We start from the raw sequence: 21,308 nt of genomic DNA on the forward strand, positions 1-21,308 counted from the left end.
CTGCCGCCTACCGCCGTTGGCGACACGCTCACCCCTGCCGTGCCAGCATGCGGTCATGGCCCGGGCGCGGGTGTTGGCGCCGATTCAGAGTCCCCGGCCGATGATCCGAACTGTCCTACAGGGGTATACGCCATGAACATCCGTTGGGTCGCGTTGACCGCCATGCTGCTGGCCGCTGCCGGTTGCGCCAGCACCTCCAAGGTCATGCTGGGCCGCGCGCGTGCGCCGATCGACCCGGCGCAGGTGCAGATCTATTCCACCCCGCCGGCTGGTTCGCTGGAGATTGCCCAGCTGGAATCGTCCTCGGCGGTGGGCTTTGGCACCCAGGGCCAGACCGATGCCGCCGTCGCCCGGCTCAAGCGCGAAGCGGCCGCACTGGGCGCCAACGGGGTGATCCTGATGGGCGTGGGCAGCAGCGGCTCGCCGGTCGGCATGTCGGTGGGTGCCGGCAGCTATGGCTCGCACGTGGGGGGGGGCCTGGGCATCGGCATTCCGACCACGCAGAAGCGCGCGGCCGGCGTGGCGATCTGGGTGCCGAACCCGGAGGCGCCGGCGCGGTTGCCGACGCAGACCATTACCCCGCAGCGCTAGGCCGGTAGCGCCGGGCCATGCCCGGCGGCTTTCCCGCTGCGCTCGCCGGGCACGGCCCGGCGCTACCGGTACTTCGGCACGAACTGCTGCTGCACCGCTTCGGCCAGCTGGTCCGGCGGCAGCAGGCCCTGGTCGAGCAGGAAGTTGTTGAACGCCAGGCGGTCGAACTTCGCGCCCAGCGCCAGCTCGGTCTGCATGCGCAGTTCGAGGATGCGGGTGTAGCCATAGAAGTAGCTGCCCGCCTGGCCCGGCATGCGCACCATGTAGCGGTCCAGTTCCTGGGTGGCCATCGCCTTGGACAGGCCGACCTGCTCGATCAGCACGCGCTCGCCGTTGGCACGGTCGGTCAGGCCCAGGTTGAGCATCGGGTCGAGCATGGCGCGGGCGGCGCGCAGCAGGCGGAACTGCAGCGCGATCATCTGCCCGTCCAACGGCTCGTACGGCACCATTTCCGCCTCGGCATACAGCGCCCAGCCTTCCACGTTCACCGAATTGAACGCGAACATCGTGCGTGCCAGCGACACGCCGCGCTCGACCATCGCGGTGAACTGCAGCTCGTGGCCGGGGCGGCCCTCGTGCGCGCTCAGCGTCCACGCTGCCGAGCCGAAATTGAAATCGTCGTACTGCGCGCCCGGCCCGGCGGCCGGGTTGCCCAGCGGCAGCACGAAGGTGCCCTGCTGCCCGGTGTTGTTGACCAGCGGCGCCGGCAGGAAGTGCGGGGCCGGGCTGGCCGCGCTCTCCGCCGCCGACCCCAGGCGCATCTGCATGGCGCGCTTGGGCACATCGACGATGCGGTGTTCGCGGATCAGCGGATCAATCGCATCGATCACCTTGCGGTAATGGCCTTCCAGGTGGTCATCGGCGATCTTGTCGGCCTTCAGCGCGCGGATGACCGCCACCGGGTCGCTCGGGTCGGCCACCTTCAGGCCCTTCTCCTTCGCCACCAGCGGCGCCAGCTGCTGCATCGCCGAGCGGGTTTCCATGAATTCCAGCTGGGCGCGCTGCATCAGCAGCTTCGGGTCGATGTCGATGCCGACCTGCTTGAGCTGAAACGCATACAGCGGTGCCGGCAGGCGCGCATCGGTTCGTGCCTTCGGCAGCACTTCCTTGCGGGTCCAGGCGGCGTAGTCCTTCATCTGCGTGGCCAGGGCCTTCATCGCCTCATCGGCGCCGGCCACCTGGTACTTCTTCAGCAGCGACTCGATGCCGGTGATGTAGGTCTCGACGTTGTCCAGCGACTGCTGCACTTCGATCTGGGTTGGCTGCAGCAGCGCGCTGTCGCCCAGGCGCTCTTCGTAGCGCTGGCGGGCCAGCGTGGTGAACGCGGTGCCGCCCGGCTGCAGGCCCGCGTAGGCCTTGAGGCGGTCCAGCGCCTTGGCGCGGCGCTCGGCCGGCACCTGGTCGGACAACAGCAGGTTGAGGCCGCTGAACACCGTCTGCGGTGCATCGCTCCACGGCAGCAGGTACTTCTCGTTGAGCTCGCTGCCTTCGATGCTCTGGTCGGCAGCGTGGATCATGATCGCCAGGTCCTGGCGGACATTGGGATCCTTCTCGGTGGCCAGCTTCGCCTTCAGCTCGTCGCGGGCCTTGGCCGTCGCGGCGCGGAAGCGCTTGCCGTTGTCGGGGCCGAGGTCGGCCACCTTGTCGTCGTAGCCGGGCACGCCGAAGAAGCCGGTCTGTTCCGGCTGGAACGGCCCCTGCGCATCGAGCAGGATCTGCGCCAGTGCATTGCTGCGGGCCACCCAGGCCGCACTGGCGGGGGTGGCCGCCTTGGCAGCTGGCGCGGCCAGTGCCGGCGGGGCGGACAGCAGCGGGGCGGCGGTCAGGGCCAGGGCGATGGCAAGCGCGATCGGCTTCATGGAGCACTCCGGGAAAGGGGTGATCGCAACTTACGCGCTCACGGCGATGGCGACAATCGGCTGGAGGTCACGGGGTCGGCAGGCAGCGACCGCTCTGGTAGATGCCCATCCTGGTGGGCAGCTTTCGGGGCAAGGGCTGTCGATCAGCTGCAGCGCTCGCCGGCCTTGGCAATGACTGCCGCACTGGCGTCCCTTGCCTTCAGCCGTTGAAGCAACCCGTCGCACGCCAGACGCTCGCCCGGCCGTTCCGCGTAGATCAGAAGCTCGCCGGACCGATCCACGCCATCCAGGTAGAGCACTCGACAATCACCGGCGCTGGTGTGGATTTTCATGGCGCGAATGTCTGCGGTCTGCTCGCCGGTGCCCGTCGCGCCCTCGCACATCCCCCCGTAGTAGGCACCGCTCATGAGCGCGAAAACAGGTTTCGTCTGCAGCTCACCCAGGCGATCGCTGCTGTTGCAGGCCGCCAAAGCTGATGCTGTGCCAAGCAGGAGGAGACGTTCAGGTCGCATGGATTTACCTGATACCAGACGGGATGTTGATGACCTGCCCATCCGACCAGCGACGGATCAGAAGATCGACATCGTGATCAAATGAATCACTCCGGCTGATGTGCTTTCTGACATCGCCAGCCATCACCTGATCAGGATCCAGGAAGGACAGCTCAACCAGCTTCAACAGCAGATCCTTGCTTGGAGACCGTCTCAACCACCAATGGAAGACGCTGTTTCTGTCGTGTTCCGACGAGCTCTCCATCCCCGGCGTGTATGTGGAGATGAGTTGATCGATCAACTCATCGGGCAACAGGTTGTACTCCTGCCATTTGACAGGGAACTCCATCATTTTCAGGTACGCGCGCTTGTCCATCAGTTTCCTCCCCAGGATGGCGGACCAATGACCTCGATGAGCTCCGCACCTACAACGCAATGGCTTCGCTGCACCCACCGCGCTCACGGCATTCCTGCAGCGCGCACTCGCCGGCGGCTTCGGCATCGTCCAGCGCGGTCAGGTCGAAGGTCGCCTGGTCCTCGCCCAGCACGTACATCACCGGGTAATCCCACACGTCGTCGCGGCGGATGCCCTGCACGAACAGGCGCCCCTGCCCCTGCGGCCCTTCCAGGGCCACGGCCAGGCCGACGTCACGCTGCCCGTCGAAGGTTGTCGTCATGCTGCCCAGCGGCAGCGCATCGGCTCGCAACGGCTCGCCGAACACCTGCACCAGTTCGATGCTGCAGCCCGCACGGCGAATAGCTTCGCGCATCGGCGGGCTCTGGCGTGCGACCTCGCTCCAGCGCAGCACGCTCCAGGTGACCATGCCGCCGCCCACGCCCAGCAACAGCAGCACCGACAAGGGCATCGCCCAGCGCCAGTTGCGGCGCCACCAGCCAGTGCCGGCGGGGTGGCGGTCGGGGGTGGGCGGTGGCAGGTGCATCGGCGGGCTCCTTCCCGTGCGTCCGTCAGGGTGTCCGTCAGGGCTTCAGGCAACGGTCCAGGAAGGCCTCGGCAACGCGGTAGCGGTGCAGTGCATCAGCGCCGGACAGGCCGTGCTTCGCACCCGGATAGGTCATCAGTTCGAACGGCTGGCCGCGCTTCTGCAGCGCGCTCATCAGGCTGGTCGAGTTGGTGAACAGCACGTTGTCATCGGCCATGCCGTGGATCAGCAGCAGCGGCGAGCGCAGGCCCTCGATGTGGGTCAGCACGCGGGCTTCGCGGTAACCGGCCTCGTTGCGCTTGGGCAGGTCCATGTAACGCTCGGTGTAGTGGCTGTCGTACAGGCCCCAGTCGGTAACCGGTGCACCGGCCACGCCGCAGGCATAGCTGTCCGACGCCTTGGCCAGCAGCATCAGGGTCATGTAGCCGCCGTTGGACCAGCCCTGCACGCCGATGCGCGCCGGGTCCACCCACGGCTGCTGCTTCAGCCAGGCCACGCCGCGCAGCTGGTCGGCCACTTCCACCGTGCCCTGCCTGCCGTACAGCGCGCCGCCGAAATCACGGCCACGACGCGGCGTGCCGCGGTTGTCCAGCGAGAACACCACGTAACCCTGCTGGGCCAGGTACTGGTTGAACAGGTGGTCGCCACGGCCGGGCCAGCTGTCGGTGACGGTCTGGCTGGCCGGACCGCCATACACGTAAACCGCCACCGGGTAGCGCTTGGACGGGTCGAAGCCGGCCGGCCTGATGATGCTGTAGTTCAGCGGGGTCTTGCCGTCGGCCGCGGTCAGCGTGCCGAACTCGATCGGGCGCTGCGCATCGCGGTAGCGCGCGTACGGGTGCTTCGGATCGGCCAGATCGTTCTCGAGCAGGGTGGCGATCTTTTCGCCATTGGCACGGAACAGCTCGATCTGCGGCGGCGTGGTGCTGTTGGACCAGGTATCCACATACACGCTGGCGTTGCGCGCGAAGCTGGCGGTGTGCATGCCCGGCGCCTTGGACAGGCGCTGCGGCTGGCCCCCCTGCAGCGACACGGCGTAGATCTGGCTTTCGCGCGCCGAATCGATGCCGGCGCGGAAGTAGGCCTTGCCGGCCTTCTCGTCGACGGCCAGCAGCTCGTCCACCGACCAGTCACCATGGGTGAGCGCGGTGGCCTTGCCCTTGGCATCGATGCGGTAGAGGTGCTGGAAACCGGTGCGCTCGGACGACCACAGCACGCTGCCATCGTCGAGGAAGCGCAGGCTGTTGTGCAGCGGCACCCAGGTCGGGCTGGTCTCGTGGGCCAGCGTACGCGTGCCGTTTCCGGCCAGGTCGACTTCGACCAGGTCCAGCAGCTTCTGGTCACGCGACTGGCGCTGGTAGGTGACGCGCTGGGCATCACGCCAGTCGACGCGGGCCAGGTAGATGTCCTGTTCCTTGCCCAGGTCGATCCAGCGCGGCGTAGCGACGGCGGCCGGCGCGATCACGCCCAGCTGCACGCGCACGTTGGCATCGCCGGCGGCCGGGTAGCGCTGTTCGACCACATCGGTGCGGTCGGCATAGACCTCGTAGCGCTTCTGCACCGGCACCGGTGCTTCATCGATGCGGGCAAAGGCAATCGCCGAATCATCCGGCGCCCACCAGTAGCCGGTGTGGCGGTCCATTTCCTCATCGGCGACGAACTCGGCCACGCCGTTGCCGATGGTCGCGCTGCCATCGGTGGTCAGCTGCAGCTGCTTGCCGCTGACCAGGTCGATCACCCACAGGTTGCGGCCGCGGATGAAGCTGACGAAGCCGCCCTTGGGCGACAGCTTGGCGTCGGTGGCGAAGCCTTCGCCGTGGGTCAGCTGGCGCACGGCGGCTGCGCCCTGCTGCTTCAGGTCGTACAGGTACAGTTCGCCGCCCAGCGGGAACAGCAGGCGCTGTGCGTCCGGCGACCACTGGTAATCGACGATGCCGGTCATCGCGGCGATGCGCTGGCGCTCGCGTCGGGCCTTTTCCTCGTCGCTGAGGGTCTCGGTGCCGGGCAGCACCACCTTCGAGTCGACCAGCAGGCGGGTCTGGCCGCTGCCGATGTCATAGCTCCACAGGTCCAGCTGGTTGCGGTCGCTGTCCTTGCCCCGCAGGAAGGTCACGCGCGAGCCGTCCGGGGCCACCTTGGGCTTCATCAGGGTCGGGCCGGACAGCGGCAGCGGGCCGGTGATGGCTTCCAGGGTGAGTTTTTCAGCGTGGGCGGCAGTGGTGGTGGCGAGCATGAGGGCGAGCGAGGCAAACAGATGGCGCATGGAAGGTCCCGGCAAACGGCAGGTCCGCCGCGCGCCACGCGCACAGCGGTCATGCCCCCATCCTAACCAAGCCCGCCGGCGAAGGCAGCATGACCTTCTGCCCATGGCGCCATGCCGACCAGGAGTGCCGAACAGGAGTGCCGACCAACGGTCGGCACCTACCGTCCGGGGTCAGCGCTGGCCGAACAGGTGCTTGCGCTCTTCCTCGCTCAGCGGCTTGCCGGCGTTGGGGTTCACCTGCTGGCGCAGGGCATAGGCGCGCTGGGTGGCCGGGCGCGTTGCGATGGCGTCGTGCCAGCGCTTCAGGTTCGGGAAGGCGGCGAAATCGACCGGAATCTTGTCGTAAGCGCCAATCCACGGGTAGCTGGCCATGTCGGCGATGGTGTATTCATCGCCCGCCAGGAAGGCGCGATCGGCCAGGCGCTTGTCCATCACCCCGTGCAGGCGGCGCACTTCGTTGTCATAGCGCTCGACGGCATAGGGGATCTTTTCCGGCGCGTAGACGTTGAAATGGCCCATCTGGCCGCTCATCGGGCCCAGCCCGGCCATCTGCCAGAACAGCCATTCCAGGGTGGTGACGCGGCCACGCGGGTCGCTGGGCAGGAACTGGCCGCTCTTCTCGGCCAGGTACAGCAGGATGGCGCCGGATTCGAACACGCTCTGCGGCGCGCCGCCATCGGCCGGGGCATGGTCGACGATGGCCGGCATCTTGTTGTTGGGCGAAATGGCCAGGAATTCCGGCTTGAACTGGTCACCCGAGCCGATGTTGACCGGATGGACGCGGTATTCCAGGCCGGCTTCCTCCAGCAGCAGGGTGACTTTGTGGCCGTTGGGGGTGGGCCAGTAATACAGGTCGATCATGGCGTCGGCTCGGGGTTCGGAAGGAACCTGAAGTCTAGTGCGAACGTTGGCTTGGCACCGTCATGGTGGGCCGGTAACCTCGCCACTCCCTCGAAACGCAGCATCCCCCGCATGAGCGCAAACCGTCTGCCGCCCTCCCCGCTGTCCAACCTGATCTTCGCCTCGCGCTGGCTGCAGCTGCCGCTGTACCTGGGCCTGATCGTGGCGCAGTGCGTCTATGTATTCCTGTTCGGCCAGGAACTGTGGCACCTGATCTCGCATTCGCCTTCGATGGGCGAGCAGCAGATCATGCTGATCGTGCTGGGCCTGATCGACGTGGTGATGATCTCCAACCTGCTGGTGATGGTCATCGTGGGCGGCTACGAGACCTTCGTGTCGCGCCTGCGCCTGGAAAACCACCCGGACCAGCCGGAATGGCTGAGCCACGTCAACGCCAGCGTGCTGAAGGTGAAGCTGGCGATGGCGATCATCGGCATCTCCTCGATCCACCTGCTGAAGACGTTCATCGGCAGCGGCGCCCTGGGCGGCATTCCGCTGTGCCCGCCGGAGCGCATGGCCACCGCTGTAGCCAACATCGGCGAACAGACCTGCGCCACCCTCACCGCCGAAGGCGTGCTGTGGCAGACCATCATCCATTGCGTGTTCATCCTGTCGGCCATCGGGATCGCCTGGACCGACAAGCTGATGTCGGCCGGCCACGACAAGGCCGGGGGCCACGCCAAGCCCGCCGGGCATTGACCTGATAAGGCGATGACGACACCTGATGTCGCCATCGCCCCTGACCCACCCTTGTACGCAAGGGTGGGCGGGATGCTAGATTGCACGCTCGCCGTTGCCGGCGGCGGCGTCGGGAAACGCCAGCCGCCACGCCCGGACACCGGTCCCGGCCATGCAGATCCACGGCTTACGTAACGTCGTCTTCTAAAGGGGAGCAGGATGTCGCACGTCGCAATGAACGCTGCCGCGCGCCGGTGGATACCGGTTGCCCTGGCACTGGCACTGGCCGCCTGTTCGGGCAAGGAAGAAACGCCGGCACCGGCCGCCGACGGCGCTGCCGCGCCCGCCGCCACGCCTGCCGCACCCGCCGTGGCGGCCAAGGTGCAGTCGATGGGCACCGAGCAGCTGCGCGATTCGGCCAGCCGCGCCTTGGCCGAGAACCGCATGTACGCGCCGGCCGGCGACAACGCCATCGAGTACTACCTGGCGCTGCGCGACAAGACGCCGGACGACGCCTCGGTGAAGAGCGCGCTGACCGACCTGCTGCCCTACACCCTGATTGCCGCCGAGCAGCACCTGGGCCGCGAGGACTTCACCGAAGCCCAGCGCCTGGTGGCGCTGATCGAGAAGGTGGACCCGTCCGCGCCGGCCCTGCCGCGCCTGAAGGAAGGCCTGACCAAGGGCGTCCAGGTGGCTGCCAAGCGCACCGAGGACGAGACCGCCAAGGTCAAGAAGGATGCCGAGGACCGCGCCAAGCAGCTGGTTGAACAGCAGCGCCTGGCCGACCAGCGCAACAAGGAGGCCGAAGCGGCCAAGCAGATTGCCGCCCAGCAGGATGCAGCCCGCCGCGACAGCGAGCGCCAGGACGCCGAACGCCAGGCCGCCGCCCGCCGCGAGGCCGAACAGAAGCAGCAGCAGGCCGCTGCCCAGCAGGCCAGCGCCGCGCGTGCCGCCGCGGCCACCGCCGCACCGACCCTGCGCCCGGTCAGCACCCCGGCCCCGCGTTACCCGGCCGAGGCCCTGCGCTCGAGCACCTCAGGCGAAGTGCTGGTGGAAATCACCGTCGGCACCGATGGCTCGGTGACCAACGCCCGCGTGCTGCGCGCCACGCCGTCGCGCGTCTTCGACCGCGAAGCGCTCAATGCGGTCAAGCGCTGGCGCTTCGAGCCGGTGGGCGCCCCGGTGACCACCCGCCGCACGCTGGTGTTCGCCCCGGGCGGTTGATGCCCCCAGGGTAGCGCCGGGCCACGCCCGGCGAGACGTCATCATCAAGGCCCGGAGCGATCCGGGCCTTGTTTGTTTCAGCGCCCGCCGTCGATCAATCGCTGCAGCGCCGGATCGCGCGCCGTCAGTACCTGGAAAAGGCCGAGCGCGTGCAATGCCGGCAGCAGCTCGCGCAGATCGGCCTCGGCTGCGACACGGGTGGCAGTGCTGCCAGCCGGATCCTGCCAGTCGCGCACGCTGGCGAGGAAGGCGCCGACGCTGCCCTTGCGCACGGTCAGGCCGTGCACCTGCACGTCGTCCTGATGATCGGGAAGGATGTCCTGCGGTTTCATGGGAGTGGGCTCCTTGGGATGAGCGGTCAGTGTCAGGCTTGCACGGCGGCCGTTCTGCCGTATAACTGCCATTTCATATGGCAGATCAGCCAATCCAGGCACCGTTGATCGATCCCGCGCTGGCCGATGCGGCTGCGGGGCCGTGGCTGCTGGGCGCAGAGCTGGCGATGGAGGGCACGCGCCGCACGCCGCGCCACCAGCACGCACGTGGGCAGCTACTGGGCGCGCGCCACGGCCTGCTGCGCATCGAAGCGGGCGACCAGCACTGGCTGCTGCCGGCAGGGCACGTCGCGTGGATACCGCCGGGCCTGCCGCATGCACTGGCCAGCCTCGGCGTCTTCGATGGCTGGAGCCTGTACTTCAGTGCCGCCGCCTGCAACGCACTGCCCACGGCCGCGCGTGTGTTCCAGCCCAGCGTACTGCTGCAGGCGGCCGTGCCCCGCGCGCTGCAGTGGCAGCACGGTGCATTGGAGGATGCGCAGTCGAGGTTGGCGGGGGTCATCGCCGACGAGATCGCCGCGGGTCGTCCGTTACCGCTGGCGCTGCCACAGCCACGCGACCGCCGCTTGCGACGCATTGCCGCCGCGCTGGCCCGCGCACCGCATGACGGGCGCAACGTCGAGGAATGGGCCGCCGCCAGCGGCCTGTCCGGCCGCAGCCTGGCTCGCCACTGGTTGGCCGAAACGGGCATGCCGCTCAGCCACTGGCGGCAGCGACTGCGCGTGCTGCTGGCGCTGCCCCGCCTGCTGGCCGGGGAAACGGTCATCGAGGTTGCGCTGTCGATGGGCTATGACACGCCCAGTGCGTTCATTGCCGTGTTCAAGCGCGAGATGGGGGTGACACCGGCGCGCTATGGCGCTGCGCACGTGCGGGGATGACGGATCACGAAGCGGGGATCTGCGCCGCTTTCCTCGCTGACACCGGACCACGCCGGGCGAGCTAGTTTTCCGGGCGCCACATCACCCGTTCCTTGTGGCGCTCCAACGCGCGCGCATAGATGGCCGGATCGCTGGCGAATTCAGCCATGAACCGCGGCTCTGGAAGACGATAGGGATCCTCAGGATCAATCTGGCACTCCGCCTCGATCTCAGGCGGGAAGACCGGCTTTCGACAGGTCTTGAAGGTCAGCCACCGGCACAGGGTAAGCGCACCGTAGACCGGGAACATCACGTTCTTACGAAACGGTATGAAGGCGGTGCCCATCATCAGGATGACCATCAACCAGCAGTTGCGGATCGTTGGATCCGAAGAAAGCGTGATGACCCGGTCTCGCGGATCGTCGTAGCAGTTCTCCGGGCCGTCCTGCATGTAGCGGCAGATCAGCGCCCACGGTTCGCGGATGTCATCCTCATGTTCCCAGAAGTGGCCGATAGTGAAAGTCTGTTGTATCTGCTGATTGCGATCAAGCAGGTGACACCTGAGATCACGCAGCTCACGGTTCTGTGCGCCCCGGCCGATGTGGAAGAAGGCGTAAGGCGAACCCCAGGGAACGACAGTCACGCCGCCCGGGCCGTTGTGCCGGAAGAAGTAGATCTTGCGAGTGATGCGATTGAAGCGGACCGGGTAGTGGGTGTACTGAAATAAGTCCTTGCGGAGTAGCAGCATCCACATCATGGCGCTCAGTCCACCAAGCACGGCGGCTATGGTAGTACTGAGAACCATCTTCTCTCCCAGAGAGATCTGTGGATGGCTGTAAACGCCATGAAGAGAGAAGGCCATGATGATTACTTCAAAGAGAATGAATGCCGAGCACATAGCCGTGACGGCCATCCCTTTGAGCTTGAATGTCCTGTCCACGAATTCCATGTAGGTACCGTTGAACCTTATGAGCCCAAAGGCGTCATCAGGAACTGACTTTCCCAAACCATCACTCTTGAGCGCAGCACGCCTCTCGATATGATCCAGCCCACGATCTATCGGATAGTTCGTCACCCATCCTGTAAGCATCTCTTTACACCTAGGTCCGTCTCAGCTCATCCATCCACTCATCAGCCCCTGGAATTCCCCAACCGCATTCCGTCCGAAGCGTAGGGCTCCGCGACCATGTCGATGATCGCGCTAGAGGATGTAGCCAAACTATTTCTCCGGGCGCCACATCACCCGTTCCTTGTGGCGCTCCAACGCGCGCGCATAGATGGCTGGATCGCTGGCAAATTCAGCCATGAACTTTGGCTCTGGAAGACGATAGGGATCCCCAGGATCAATCTGGCACTCCACCTCGGTCTCAGGCGGGAAGATCGGCCTGCGACAGGTCTTGAAGGTCAGCCACCGGCAGAGCGTGAGTGCGCCATAGACCGGGAACATCAGGTTGGTGCGCAACGGCATCAGGGCCGTGCCCATCATCAGGATGACCATCAGCCAGCAGTTGCGGATCGTTGGGTCCGACGAGAGCGTGATGACCCTGTCGCGCGGATCGTCGTAGCAGTTTTCCGGGCCGTCCTGCATGTAGCGGCAGATCAGCGCCCATTGCTCGAGAATGTGATCGTCGTGATGCCAGAAGTGTCCGACGATGAAGGTCTGCTGTATCTGCTGATTGCGATCAAGCAGGTGACACCTGAGATCACGCAGCTCACGGTTCTGTGCGCCACGACCGATGTGGAAGAAGGCGTAGGGCGAGCCCCAGGGCACGACCGTCACGCCGCCGGGGCCGTTGTGCCTGAAGAAGTAGATCTTGCGGGTGATGCGATTGAACCGGACTGGGTAATGGGTGTACTGGAAGATGTCATGCCTCAGGTACACAAACCAGACCATTGCAAACATCGCTGATGACATCGCCAACAGTATGGAAAAGAGCCCAAGATTTCCAAAAAAACCACCTTCCATTCGTGTAAGCGATATTGAAGGATCGACCAGCATCCAAGCCGCGATGAAACAGACCACGAATGAAATGGCGCAGTTCGCCATTCCTTTGATCTTGAATGTCCTGTCCACAAATTCCATGTACGTACCGTTGAACCTTATAAGCCCAAAGGCGTCATCTGGGCATATACCTTCAACACCGTATTCACTGAGGGCGGACGCCCTTTCCAATCCATTTATTGCGCGGTTGAATTTGAATTCTGGAATCCAGCCTGTGAGCATCGGCCTATCTCCTCAAAACCGCCATAGCTTCCAATTGTTCATCAATGGAGTCGAATCTTCGGGACTTGTTACGACCGAAATGTAGTGCACCATCAATCCATCGCTCTACGTCGTCAGGCTTGAACCAAGCAACCACAACTGCCACAACCGCAGCAACAATCATCAGTACGATTGCCAGGGGTAGTGCATATCCACTCAAAATGAGAAAGGATGCGGCGATTGTTAGTCCACCACTGACCATCATCCCTATTCCGTAAGAGGGCGCCAGCTCAAAGTCCCTTGCGCCTTCGTAAAATGTCAGTCCACCCAACACCATGCCAGCAATCCCACTCAACCACCGCCCCGCCGCGTAGACGGCTGCTGCGCGAGTCTGAGCATAGGCCGCCCATCGCCCCAACGGCTCTGCCAGCTTCTGCGAAAACCAAGGCAATTTCGCCCCAATCTCACCCAGCAGCATCGCCGAGTCTCCCACCAGCGCACCCACGCCAGCAGCAAAGTTGGCGCCCAGCAGTGGGCGCTCACGCGGCAGTGCCGTGCTGTACTGCCTGCTTAGTTCGGACAGGCTGGCGGAGGCAAACACCAGGCTGGCCGTGCCATAGGCGAACGAGGGGTTACCCACTTTGGCGAAGCTGCCGCGGATGGCGTCGTACATGTCCACCGTGGTCAGCGTTCGTGACAGCTCTGCATGGCGCGACGTTCCGGTGATCACCGCTTTCGCGTTCAGCGCCTTGAACAACCGCAACTGATCGCTGTCCACCAGGGCAACGAGTCCGATCCTGAAACGCTTTCCGTCCATATCGGCATCAGCCGAGGCGACGGCGTGTGCGGCGACGGCGCGCGCCTGGCTGGCCGCGTTCAACCCTGCGCGTTCGCTGACGGCCATCGCCAGGGCATTGCGTGCGCGCTTCGGTGTCGTGTATCCGCTCAGGTCCACCAGCTCGGCATCGGGCGATGCCGACTGGGCGAGTGCGGTCAGCATCCCCACCTGCATCCGGGTGGGCAACAGCACGGCGCTGCCCTCGAATGCCTTCCTGACGCCACCTCCGATCATTCGCGTCAGTGGTCCTGAAAGCTGCTCCACCAGCCGTGCCGTCCCCTGGAACATCGCACTCAGCTTTCCGGCGGACTCTGCATCCAGCAGTGCCTTGAGCGCGTTGGACAGGCCGTTGGCCGCTGTCAGCCAGTCCCGCGCGCCGGGTCCAACACTGGTCTTTTCCATGGTCTGCTTCCAGGTCTTCAGCAGCGCATCCTGGTTCCACATCTGTGCTCGCAGAAGGATGGCTCCGGGGTCCTGCAGATCTTCCAGCTGCAGCTGCTCGAGCAGATAGCCCATGATGAGGCCGCGCGAGGCTGAGTCGCGCAGCAGGTTGGTCACGACTTCCTGGTAGAGCACCCCACTGGTGCTGTCCTTGCTGTCGAAGTTGCTCTGCATGTGCTGCTTGAAAGAAGGCGCGCGCCACCATGCAATCATTGCCCGATCAAGATCGGCCACGGTGTCTTCATAGAACCGCTCCTGCGCAGGCGCGTAGATCTTCTCCAACCAGTGAGTATGCGCATCGGCTTGGCGCAGGTGACGGCTGTACTTGCGCCAGGACTTGTCGGCCTGGACCAGCACCGCCTCCTCATCCTCGACAGCAAATATGTCGTGATTCCACGCTTGCAGAGGCCTGGCCAGCTGCTCCGCATTGGTCTTTCCGCCTAGTATGCTGACCACGCCACGACCGAACAGGGCCGCTTCCCTGCGGCGGTACCCGACCTCTTCGAACGCCCCTTGTCGCACGGCGCCCTCTATCAGCGAAATGGTCGAGGCAGACTGGACCCTCTCCTGCCGCTCAGGCTCGGCCTCCCATTCTAGAATGCGTTCGATGGCTAGCTGGTTGAGATCGGAAATGATGCCGATCGGATCGTCCAGCGCCACCAGCGCAGGCGGTGCTGCCTGCGGGTGCCCGGCAGCGATGTCTGCCTGCGCGATCAACTGGTCGACCTGCGCAATGGAGTAGTTTGCCCATTGATCCAGGCTGTACTCGAATGCATGCACGCCGGGAACCGCATTGACCGGCATCTCCTGCACGCCCCGGTCATTGCGCGTGATCGTCCGCGTTGTGGATGGATTGGCAAGATGGAGTTCAGCCACCTGGCTGGCGGCCTTCCCAAGGCCGGCCACGTGCGTTTGAGTGGAGGTACCGGCCCGCCACGCGGCAACGTCAATGCATCGCATGTGCCGCTGGCGATAGGTGGGATCCTGGTGCATCCCCCACACCCTGCGCGTCCACGGTGCGCTGCTGTAGGCCAGCCACAACAGGGTTGCCTGGGCGGCGTCGGGCACGATGATGCATTTGGACAGCAGCGTTTCCCCGTGGCGCGAGCACCTTGCCGGCTGCGTATCGTTCTGGGGCGGTGGGGTCTGGTCGCGGATGTCGAACGCACTCAGGTCACCGTATTCGTTCAACTGCCATGCCTTCCACTCATCACGCGCCTGGTGGTAGCTGTAGACATAGCCGCCGCGCAGCAGGCGAAGCGTGTAGTACGCTGCGCCCGTTGGAAGCGGCTGTTCATCACTGAGCGCATCGAACGGGGCCTGCAGCAGGGGCGCTGGTTCGCGTACTTCAGCGTCTGCACGCGCCACCGCATAGCGTGCAAGCAGCAGCGGCAGCCCTGATGTGATGCAGTTCGGGCAGTAGTCGGGATGACTTTCGGGCCCAGTCATGCCGCCTCCGTCTGCAGACCGTGCTGCAGCTCCAGCTGGCAGGCCATGCGGTAGGACATTCCCTGCTGGTGCACCCGTTCCAGGCGCCGGCTCACGACCACCTGCTCGGCCGTGTCCCCAGCGCCGCGCAGACGCTGGCAGGCATACCACTGCAGATCATCCAGCTCATGCAGCCCTGCGCTGTGGGCTTCGCGGAGCGCCTGCAGCAACGCAGGCAGCAACGTGCTTGCATGGCCGGCCCCCGCCTCTGCGAGGTCCCTCAGGCAACCGTTGATACAGGCGACCTGGGCCAGTTGCTCCCATTGGTCTGGATCGATCAACGCGCCGGGCGGCCCCTCGGTGGCCGGTCGCAGCTGGGTACGCCACGTATTGCCCAGCGGCTCATGCCACGTCCACGCAGTTATCGGCCCCATCAACTGGGCCATCTGGGACGGCCCCAGCATCCACCGGAGATGTCGGAACACCCGTGCGTCGTGCACACGGAACAGCACCCTGCCGGTGCGCGGCCGCAGGGGTGCCATCCGGCTCATCAGGTGGGGTCTAACCCGGTCTGGTGCGTCGCTCTCAAGCAGGGTGCAGAACAGCGGCCGGCCGCGATCACGCAACTGGGCATCGGCCCGCTCAAGCAGCTCAAGCCGCGTCTGCCAGGGCAGTGCATGCAGTGCCACCAGCAAGGGGGGATTGTGCAGTCGCCGGCCCAGCAGCGGTGGGTTCAGCGGTTCGACGGGAAGATCGGCGAACTGTGCGGCAGCGACCTGCGTCGGGTCGACGATGCCATGCGTCTGTGCGAGGAACGTGCGATGCCCCAGGTCAACAGGGGCCGCATCAGGCGAGTCCAGGTCCATTGGATCACGGTGAAAGGGTGTGATTCCACCGTAGAACCCGGGACCAAGGGCGTTAAGAGGCAAAAGCGACAGTTCGCGTGATCGCCTCACTTTTGCAACTTTTCGTACGGACGCACCGTCGCTCCGCCGCCGGATACGACGAGGCCCGGCATGACCGGGCCTCGCTGCACACCCGCCGGGCATGGCCCGGCGCTACCGGTTGCGATCAGCCGGAAATGGCTAGGCGCTCCTGGTGGTAACGGCGCACCGCGGCAAACCACAGGATCGCGGCCAGGCCGAGGCTGGCGCCCAGGTAGACCGCCCAGATGGTCGGGGTGATCACTTCATGGCGGATCACCTTGAGCAGCATCTGGTTCTGCGACAGGAACGGCACGGCGTACTGCCACAGCTGGCTCTTCACCGGGTAGGCCATCAGCGCATAGCCCGGCAGCATCGGCAGCAGCACCAGCCAGGTCATGTGGCTCTGGGCTTCCTTCATGCTCTTGGCCGCGGCCGACAGGTAGGTCAGCAGCGAGGTGCCGATCAGCAGCATCGGCAGCATCACCAGCAGCATCTGCACCATCGAGAGGATGTTCATGTTGAGCTGGCGGCTGACGTTGCCGGAGGCGAACTGGGCACTGACCTTGAACGCGACCAGTGTCAGCAGCAGCGATACGAACCCGACCACGCAGGCCGCGCCGATCTTGCCGCTGACGATCGCGCTGCGCGAGCCGGGAGTGGCCAGCAACGGCTCCAGCGATTGCCGCTCGCGCTCGCCGGCGGTGGTGTCCATCACCAGATAGGCGCCGCCGATGAACGAGGTCAGGGTCAGCAACACCGGCAGCAGCATCGACAGCATCATGCCGCGCTTGGCTTCGGTGCTGGCCATGTCCTGCGTGGCCACATCCAGTGGCCGCGCAACCTGCGCATCGACGCCGCGGGCCATCAGGCGCAGGGCTCCCACCTGCCCGTTGTAGGTGGACAGCGCCGCCTGCAGGCGTGCCGTGGGCACCTCGGCAGCACGGCGCGTGCTGTCACGGATCACCTCCACCAGCGCCGGCTTGCCATCGGCCCAGTCCTTGCCGAAATCCGCGCTGATGCGCAGTGCCACGTCAATGTCCTGGGCGCGGATCGCTTCGGCGAGATCCTTCGGTGCCGCGGTCGCGTTCAGGCCCTGCGCGCCGAGGAAGCGGACCAGGTTCGGGGCGTGCTCGGCGCCGATGGTGGGAATGTCCAGCGGCTGTTCGATCTGGGTGCGGAAGCGGCTTTCCGACAGCTTGCCCATGCCCAGGATCAGCAGCGGGTACAGCAGCGGGCCGAACAGCAGGGTCAGCGCCAGGGTGCGGCGGTCGCGCGAGAGATCGCGCAGTTCCTTGCGCATCACCGTCATCAGGGTCGACATCATGCTCATGCGTGCAGGCCCTCTTCGCTGCCGATCAGTTTCACGAACGCGTCTTCCAGGTTGGTTTCGCCGGCCTGCGCGCGCAGTTCATCGGCACTGCCCGCGGCCATCACGGTGCCCTTGGCGATGATGACGATGTGGTCACAGAGCGCGCCCACCTCCTGCATGATGTGGCTGGACAGGATCACGCAGCGCCCTTCCTCGCGCAGGCCCAGCAGGAACCGGCGCAGCGCGCGGGTGGTCATCACGTCCAGGCCGTTGGTGGGTTCATCGAGGATGACGTTGCGCGGGTCGTGCACCAGCGCGCGGGCGATGGCGGTCTTGGTGCGCTGGCCCTGCGAGAAGCCATCGGTCTGGCGGTCGAGGATGTCGGCCATGTCCAGGGCGTGCGAGAGCACTTCGATGCGCTCGCGGATGCGCTGCGCCGACAGGCCGTGCAGTTCGCCGAAGTAGGTGATGTTCTCGCGCGCGGTCAGGCGCTTGTACACGCCCCGCGCGTCAGGCAGCACGCCCAGGTGGCGGCGCACCTCTACCGGATCACGCGCGGCATCGATGCCATCGACGGTGATGCTGCCCTGGTCGGGCGTCATCAGGGTGTACAGCATGCGCATGGTGGTGGTCTTGCCGGCGCCGTTGGGGCCGAGCAGGCCGGTGATGCGGCCATCGGCGGCCTGGAAGCCAACGTTGGCCACCGCCTGGACGCGACCGGTGCGGGTGTCGAAGGCCTTGTGCAGGTTGTCGGCGACGATCATGGGGTCCATCCGTTGAACGAGGTGAACGCCGGCACGTGGCTCAGCGTGTCCAGGCAGCGGGCATCGAGCGCCTTGGCATCCTGGGTATCAATGAACTGGCCCAGCAGGCGCGGCATGCAGCCGGCAGTGAGGGTGCCGTGGCCCTGGCCGCGTGCGACCAGCGCGCGACCGTTGGGCAGGCCCTTGAGCACCTGTTCGGCGTAGCGCGGCGGGGTAACCGGATCCAGCTCGCCGGACAGCAGCAGCACCGGCAGGTCGCTCTTCAGCGGCGTGGTGAGCGTGGCAGCGGCCGGCTGGTGCGGCCACACCGGGCAGGCGGCGAAGAACGCGCGCGCCGCTTCCGGGCCGAACAGGGCCTCGTCGCTTTCCGGCGGCGCCTGGTAGCGCGGCGCATCCTCGCTGCAGATGACCGACCACTGCATGCCACGGTTGATCTGGAAATCCATGCTGCGGGTGGCACCGCGGGCGAGCGAGGCCAACGGCGCATAGCGGCCCTGCGCGGCCTCATCCAGCACCAGCGGCAGCAGCGAGGAGTACTCGGGCACGTAGGAGAACGCGAAGGCCAGGCCGACCACGCTGTCCGGGCTCAGCACGTCCTGGCGCGGTGCGTTGGTGCCGGGGTCGCGGTAATCGACGGTGACCGGGGAGCTGCGCAGGGTCGCGGCCACTGCGCGCAGCTGTTCGCGGGTATCGACCGGGAAGCGCTTGCTGCAGGCGGCGTCCTTGCGGCACTGCGCCGACTGCAGGGTGATGGCGTTGTCGAAGGTGTTGGCGAACTCGCCGCCGACCACCAGGTCGTTGGGCACGACGCCGTCGATGACCAGGCTGCGGGTGTGCTGCGGGTAGGCAATGGCGTAACGCTGGGCGACGCGCGTGCCGTAGGAGCCACCGACCAGATTGAGCTTGTCCGCGCCCAGCGCCTGGCGCACCGCGTCCAGATCGGCGATGGCCTCGGCGGTGGTGTAGAAGCGTGCATCGGCGCGCCCCTGCAGCGATGCCGCACACTGCTGCGCGTAATCGCGCATCAGCGCTTTGGTCGGCGCTGCATCTTCGTCCATCTTCAGCGGCTTGCCATCCGCGCCCAGGCAACTGAGCGGGTTGGAACCGCCGGTGCCACGCTGGTCGATCAGGAATACGTCGCGCTGCTTGCGCACCTGACGCAGGGCCGTATCGACGATGACCGCCACTTCGCTGGCCGCCTGCCCGGGGCCACCGGCGAGGAAGAACACCGGATCGGGCTGGCCATTGCCGCTGTTATCGGATTCCAGCCAGGCAATGCGCAGGTCGATCTTGCGGCCCTCGGGGTGGGCGCGGTCTTCGGGCACCTGCAGGGTGCCGCACTGGGCTTCGACGTTCGCGCTGGCGCCGACCGTGGTCAGCGTGCACGGACGGAACTCGATCGCCCCGTAGCGCTGGCTCGGGGTGTCATTGCCGTCGGCGGCACCGGGGGCCGTTGCACTGCAGCCGGCAAGCATCGCGCCGGCAAACAGCAGGCCGGCCGATCGCCTGGCCAGTCGGAAAGGGTGTTTTTGCATCGTGCTTGATTCCCCTGGAGGACGTTCCTGTCAACCACGACGCGGCGCCGTGGCAGATGTGACCAACTCTGCGAACAAACTTACACGGCCCCGGCGCTGGCGGCGATGGGCAACCGCGCTAGGCCATTACAGCCGCCGCCACCAGCCGGTCGCGGCCTTCGGCTTTTGCCCGGTACAGCGCGCTGTCGGCGCGGGCGATCAGGCCGGCCAGGTCGGTGTGGCCGTCATCCATGGCCAGGCCGATGCTGGCGGTGACCGCCACCGGACCGGTACCGAGCGGCGCTGGCCGTTGCTGCAGTGCATGACGGATGACCGTGGCCAGGCGCTCCGCTTCGCCGGCGCTGCCAGGCAGCAGCAGCAGGAATTCCTCGCCGCCATAGCGGCTGAGCAGGTGCACGTGGCCGCGCGCGCAGTGCTCCAGCACGCCGGTGAAATGCTGCAGCACCTGGTCACCGGCCAGATGCCCCCAGCGGTCATTGATGGCCTTGAAGTGATCCACGTCCAGCAGCAGCACTGCCAAAGGACGCTGCAGGCGACGCACCTGCTGCAGCTGGTCGGACCCATCGGCCAGCACCGCGCTGCGGTTGAGCAGGCCGGTGAGGCCATCGGTGCGGGCGGCGCGGCGCAGATCCACCAGCAGGCGCTCCAGCAGCAGCAGGACCAGCGCGAAGCAACGCGCCAGTTCCAGCATCACCCCGGCCAGGTAGGTCAGGAACATCGGCGAGCCCGCCCGCATGATGTCTCCGCCCGCGTCGGCATCGGGCGGCAGGAACAGGCGCACGATGTAGACCAGCACTTCGGCCAGGAACACGGCGGCGGCCAGGCGGCAGCTGATGCGCTGCGCCGGTGGCGCGTGGCGCAGCAGCAGCGCGGCGATCCAGCCATTGATGACGATCGCGAACACGCTGAACACGTGCAGGCGCACGTCCAGGCTGGGCCATGGCACCAGGAACAGGAAGATGCCGGCCATGAACGCGGCGGCCAGGCCCAGCGCGCGCCACAACGGCATCGGCTGGCCCAGGTGCAGGGCCATGCCGCGCAGCATCAGCACGCTTGAGGCCGCCATGGCCGCATTGCCACCGAGGATGGCCGGTACCTGCGGCAACCAGGGGCGCAGCCCCATCAGGATCACGCCCAGGGTGAGCAGCCAGAGGCTGGCCGTCCACAGGCGCAGCACCGGCTGACCACGCAGCACCACCAGCAGCAGCGAGAAGCCCGTGGCGATGCCGATGCACAGCAGCAGGCCAAGTACGCCGATGGTGGGAAGGTCCAGGGACATGCGGTCCGTGCGTGCCAGGTGATGCCCGCATCCTAGCGCGTTCCAGCCAGTGCGCCATGACAGCGGCGCGCTACCAGCAGGCGCGATCCACCGGCAGGCGCAGGCCCGTGTGGTCCATGCTCAGCGTGCCGCAGGCGTGGTCGGCCTGTTCGGTCAGCGGCTCGGCTGTCACGGTGTACCCGCTGGCGGCCACATTCACCCGCAGCTGGTAGGCCGTGAGCTCTGCGGCGCATTGCGCCTGTGGGGCGCCCTGGTAGTCCAGCACGCGCGTGTAGTGCCGTTCGAGCACGCTGGCCTGGCTGGCAATGCAGGTCTGGGCCTGCACGCGGTGGGTCTTGACCACGTGCTGGCGGTAGGAGGGCACGGCGATCGCGCTGAGAATGGCGATGATCGCGCAGGCAATGATGACTTCCATCAGGGTGAATCCCTTCATCGACGGGCTGCCCATG

20 protein-coding genes are annotated in these 21,308 nt (G+C 66.1%); 4 read left to right on the forward strand and 16 right to left on the reverse strand.

Annotated features, from left to right (window positions below; all coding sequences use genetic code 11):
* Positions 1-132: 132 nt before the first annotated feature.
* On the forward strand, positions 133-591 hold the full coding sequence (locus C1926_RS10685) for a hypothetical protein (protein WP_108759174.1): 459 nt from the start codon (positions 133-135) through the stop codon (positions 589-591).
* Positions 592-653: 62 nt separating this feature from the next.
* Here C1926_RS10685 and C1926_RS10690 read toward each other — a convergent pair whose 3' ends face one another.
* The 6 genes from C1926_RS10690 to C1926_RS10715 form a co-directional block, all read right to left on the reverse strand.
* A complete protein-coding gene (locus tag C1926_RS10690; RefSeq protein ID WP_108759175.1) occupies positions 654-2,450 on the reverse strand; it encodes a DUF885 domain-containing protein in 1,797 nt (598 codons plus the stop codon).
* Positions 2,451-2,593: 143 nt separating this feature from the next.
* Positions 2,594-2,962 carry a hypothetical protein gene (locus tag C1926_RS10695; protein WP_159095081.1) on the reverse strand — a complete coding sequence of 123 codons (369 nt, stop codon included), beginning with the start codon at positions 2,960-2,962 and terminating at the stop codon, positions 2,594-2,596.
* Between the two features lie 4 nt (positions 2,963-2,966).
* Positions 2,967-3,317: a hypothetical protein gene (locus tag C1926_RS10700; RefSeq protein ID WP_254057397.1), complete on the reverse strand. Its 351-nt coding sequence runs from the start codon at positions 3,315-3,317 to the stop codon at positions 2,967-2,969.
* Between the two features lie 49 nt (positions 3,318-3,366).
* Positions 3,367-3,882, reverse strand: coding sequence for a cytochrome c oxidase assembly factor Coa1 family protein (locus C1926_RS10705; RefSeq protein ID WP_108759177.1), 516 nt, complete (start codon positions 3,880-3,882; stop codon positions 3,367-3,369).
* A 37-nt stretch (positions 3,883-3,919) separates the two neighbouring features.
* Positions 3,920-6,145, reverse strand: a complete 2,226-nt coding sequence (locus C1926_RS10710; protein WP_108759178.1) for a S9 family peptidase — start codon at positions 6,143-6,145, stop codon at positions 3,920-3,922.
* Between the two features lie 171 nt (positions 6,146-6,316).
* Positions 6,317-7,006, reverse strand: coding sequence for a glutathione binding-like protein (locus C1926_RS10715; protein WP_108759179.1), 690 nt, complete (start codon positions 7,004-7,006; stop codon positions 6,317-6,319).
* Between the two features lie 111 nt (positions 7,007-7,117).
* On the opposite strand from C1926_RS10715, the gene C1926_RS10720 reads away from it, so the two are divergent.
* Together C1926_RS10720 and C1926_RS10725 are read left to right on the forward strand one after the other, a co-directional pair.
* The gene (locus tag C1926_RS10720) at positions 7,118-7,744 is read left to right on the forward strand and encodes a TIGR00645 family protein (RefSeq protein WP_108759180.1); all 627 of its coding nucleotides are present in this window, start codon (positions 7,118-7,120) and stop codon (positions 7,742-7,744) included.
* Between the two features lie 198 nt (positions 7,745-7,942).
* Positions 7,943-8,947, forward strand: coding sequence for an energy transducer TonB (locus C1926_RS10725; protein ID WP_079224141.1), 1,005 nt, complete (start codon positions 7,943-7,945; stop codon positions 8,945-8,947).
* A gap of 77 nt (positions 8,948-9,024) precedes the next feature.
* Here the strand turns inward: C1926_RS10725 and C1926_RS10730 are convergent, their stop codons facing one another.
* Positions 9,025-9,279 (reverse strand): hypothetical protein, encoded by a 255-nt coding sequence (locus C1926_RS10730; RefSeq protein ID WP_108759181.1) that lies wholly within the window; start codon positions 9,277-9,279, stop codon positions 9,025-9,027.
* Between the two features lie 77 nt (positions 9,280-9,356).
* Between C1926_RS10730 and C1926_RS10735 the strand changes: the two genes are divergently transcribed.
* Entirely contained in the window at positions 9,357-10,157 is an 801-nt protein-coding gene (locus C1926_RS10735) for a helix-turn-helix transcriptional regulator (RefSeq protein WP_108759182.1), read from the forward strand.
* 61 nt (positions 10,158-10,218) lie between these two features.
* Here C1926_RS10735 and C1926_RS10740 read toward each other — a convergent pair whose 3' ends face one another.
* The 9 genes from C1926_RS10740 to C1926_RS10785 form a co-directional block, all read right to left on the reverse strand.
* Entirely contained in the window at positions 10,219-11,085 is an 867-nt protein-coding gene (locus C1926_RS10740) for a DUF6708 domain-containing protein (protein ID WP_159095082.1), read from the reverse strand.
* A gap of 270 nt (positions 11,086-11,355) precedes the next feature.
* Positions 11,356-12,219 (reverse strand): DUF6708 domain-containing protein, encoded by an 864-nt coding sequence (locus tag C1926_RS10745; RefSeq protein WP_159095083.1) that lies wholly within the window; start codon positions 12,217-12,219, stop codon positions 11,356-11,358.
* 145 nt (positions 12,220-12,364) lie between these two features.
* Complete coding sequence (locus C1926_RS10750; protein WP_159095084.1) at positions 12,365-15,067, reverse strand: T6SS effector BTH_I2691 family protein; 2,703 nt, start codon at positions 15,065-15,067, stop codon at positions 12,365-12,367.
* Entirely contained in the window at positions 15,064-15,912 is an 849-nt protein-coding gene (locus C1926_RS21485) for a hypothetical protein (RefSeq protein ID WP_159095085.1), read from the reverse strand. The genes C1926_RS10750 and C1926_RS21485 overlap by 4 nt, the downstream gene beginning before the upstream one ends.
* 205 nt (positions 15,913-16,117) lie before the next feature.
* Complete coding sequence (locus C1926_RS10765; RefSeq protein WP_079224152.1) at positions 16,118-17,302, reverse strand: ABC transporter permease; 1,185 nt, start codon at positions 17,300-17,302, stop codon at positions 16,118-16,120.
* Complete coding sequence (locus C1926_RS10770; protein WP_079224154.1) at positions 17,299-18,045, reverse strand: ATP-binding cassette domain-containing protein; 747 nt, start codon at positions 18,043-18,045, stop codon at positions 17,299-17,301. Before C1926_RS10770 ends, C1926_RS10765 begins: the two co-directional genes overlap by 4 nt.
* Positions 18,042-19,580 carry an alpha/beta hydrolase gene (locus C1926_RS10775; RefSeq protein ID WP_108759188.1) on the reverse strand — a complete coding sequence of 513 codons (1,539 nt, stop codon included), beginning with the start codon at positions 19,578-19,580 and terminating at the stop codon, positions 18,042-18,044. The genes C1926_RS10770 and C1926_RS10775 overlap by 4 nt, the downstream gene beginning before the upstream one ends.
* 118 nt (positions 19,581-19,698) lie before the next feature.
* Positions 19,699-20,859: a GGDEF domain-containing protein gene (locus tag C1926_RS10780; protein ID WP_254057253.1), complete on the reverse strand. Its 1,161-nt coding sequence runs from the start codon at positions 20,857-20,859 to the stop codon at positions 19,699-19,701.
* A gap of 70 nt (positions 20,860-20,929) precedes the next feature.
* Positions 20,930-21,307 (reverse strand): type IV pilin protein, encoded by a 378-nt coding sequence (locus tag C1926_RS10785; RefSeq protein ID WP_159095086.1) that lies wholly within the window; start codon positions 21,305-21,307, stop codon positions 20,930-20,932.
* Position 21,308 lies beyond the last annotated feature (1 nt).

Origin of the sequence: Stenotrophomonas sp. ZAC14A_NAIMI4_1 (assembly GCF_003086915.1) — a bacterium.
GTDB lineage: Bacteria > Pseudomonadota > Gammaproteobacteria > Xanthomonadales > Xanthomonadaceae > Stenotrophomonas.

Excerpts from the sequence above, each read along its gene's own strand:
- C1926_RS10765 (WP_079224152.1), bottom strand. The coding sequence starts at position 17,302 with ATGAGCATGATGTCGACCCTGATGACGGTGATGCGCAAGGAACTGCGC.
- C1926_RS10715 (WP_108759179.1), bottom strand. The coding sequence starts at position 7,006 with ATGATCGACCTGTATTACTGGCCCACCCCCAACGGCCACAAAGTCACC.
- C1926_RS10685 (WP_108759174.1), top strand. The coding sequence starts at position 133 with ATGAACATCCGTTGGGTCGCGTTGACCGCCATGCTGCTGGCCGCTGCC.
- C1926_RS10730 (WP_108759181.1), bottom strand. The coding sequence starts at position 9,279 with ATGAAACCGCAGGACATCCTTCCCGATCATCAGGACGACGTGCAGGTG.
- C1926_RS10690 (WP_108759175.1), bottom strand. The coding sequence starts at position 2,450 with ATGAAGCCGATCGCGCTTGCCATCGCCCTGGCCCTGACCGCCGCCCCG.
- C1926_RS10785 (WP_159095086.1), bottom strand. The coding sequence starts at position 21,307 with ATGGGCAGCCCGTCGATGAAGGGATTCACCCTGATGGAAGTCATCATT.
- C1926_RS10705 (WP_108759177.1), bottom strand. The coding sequence starts at position 3,882 with ATGCACCTGCCACCGCCCACCCCCGACCGCCACCCCGCCGGCACTGGC.
- C1926_RS10695 (WP_159095081.1), bottom strand. The coding sequence starts at position 2,962 with ATGCGACCTGAACGTCTCCTCCTGCTTGGCACAGCATCAGCTTTGGCG.
- C1926_RS10710 (WP_108759178.1), bottom strand. The coding sequence starts at position 6,145 with ATGCGCCATCTGTTTGCCTCGCTCGCCCTCATGCTCGCCACCACCACT.
- C1926_RS10775 (WP_108759188.1), bottom strand. The coding sequence starts at position 19,580 with ATGCAAAAACACCCTTTCCGACTGGCCAGGCGATCGGCCGGCCTGCTG.
- C1926_RS10725 (WP_079224141.1), top strand. The coding sequence starts at position 7,943 with ATGTCGCACGTCGCAATGAACGCTGCCGCGCGCCGGTGGATACCGGTT.
- C1926_RS21485 (WP_159095085.1), bottom strand. The coding sequence starts at position 15,912 with ATGGACCTGGACTCGCCTGATGCGGCCCCTGTTGACCTGGGGCATCGC.
- C1926_RS10750 (WP_159095084.1), bottom strand. The coding sequence starts at position 15,067 with ATGACTGGGCCCGAAAGTCATCCCGACTACTGCCCGAACTGCATCACA.
- C1926_RS10735 (WP_108759182.1), top strand. The coding sequence starts at position 9,357 with ATGGCAGATCAGCCAATCCAGGCACCGTTGATCGATCCCGCGCTGGCC.
- C1926_RS10720 (WP_108759180.1), top strand. The coding sequence starts at position 7,118 with ATGAGCGCAAACCGTCTGCCGCCCTCCCCGCTGTCCAACCTGATCTTC.
- C1926_RS10740 (WP_159095082.1), bottom strand. The coding sequence starts at position 11,085 with ATGGAATTCGTGGACAGGACATTCAAGCTCAAAGGGATGGCCGTCACG.
- C1926_RS10745 (WP_159095083.1), bottom strand. The coding sequence starts at position 12,219 with ATGGAATTTGTGGACAGGACATTCAAGATCAAAGGAATGGCGAACTGC.
- C1926_RS10770 (WP_079224154.1), bottom strand. The coding sequence starts at position 18,045 with ATGATCGTCGCCGACAACCTGCACAAGGCCTTCGACACCCGCACCGGT.
- C1926_RS10780 (WP_254057253.1), bottom strand. The coding sequence starts at position 20,859 with ATGTCCCTGGACCTTCCCACCATCGGCGTACTTGGCCTGCTGCTGTGC.
- C1926_RS10700 (WP_254057397.1), bottom strand. The coding sequence starts at position 3,317 with ATGGACAAGCGCGCGTACCTGAAAATGATGGAGTTCCCTGTCAAATGG.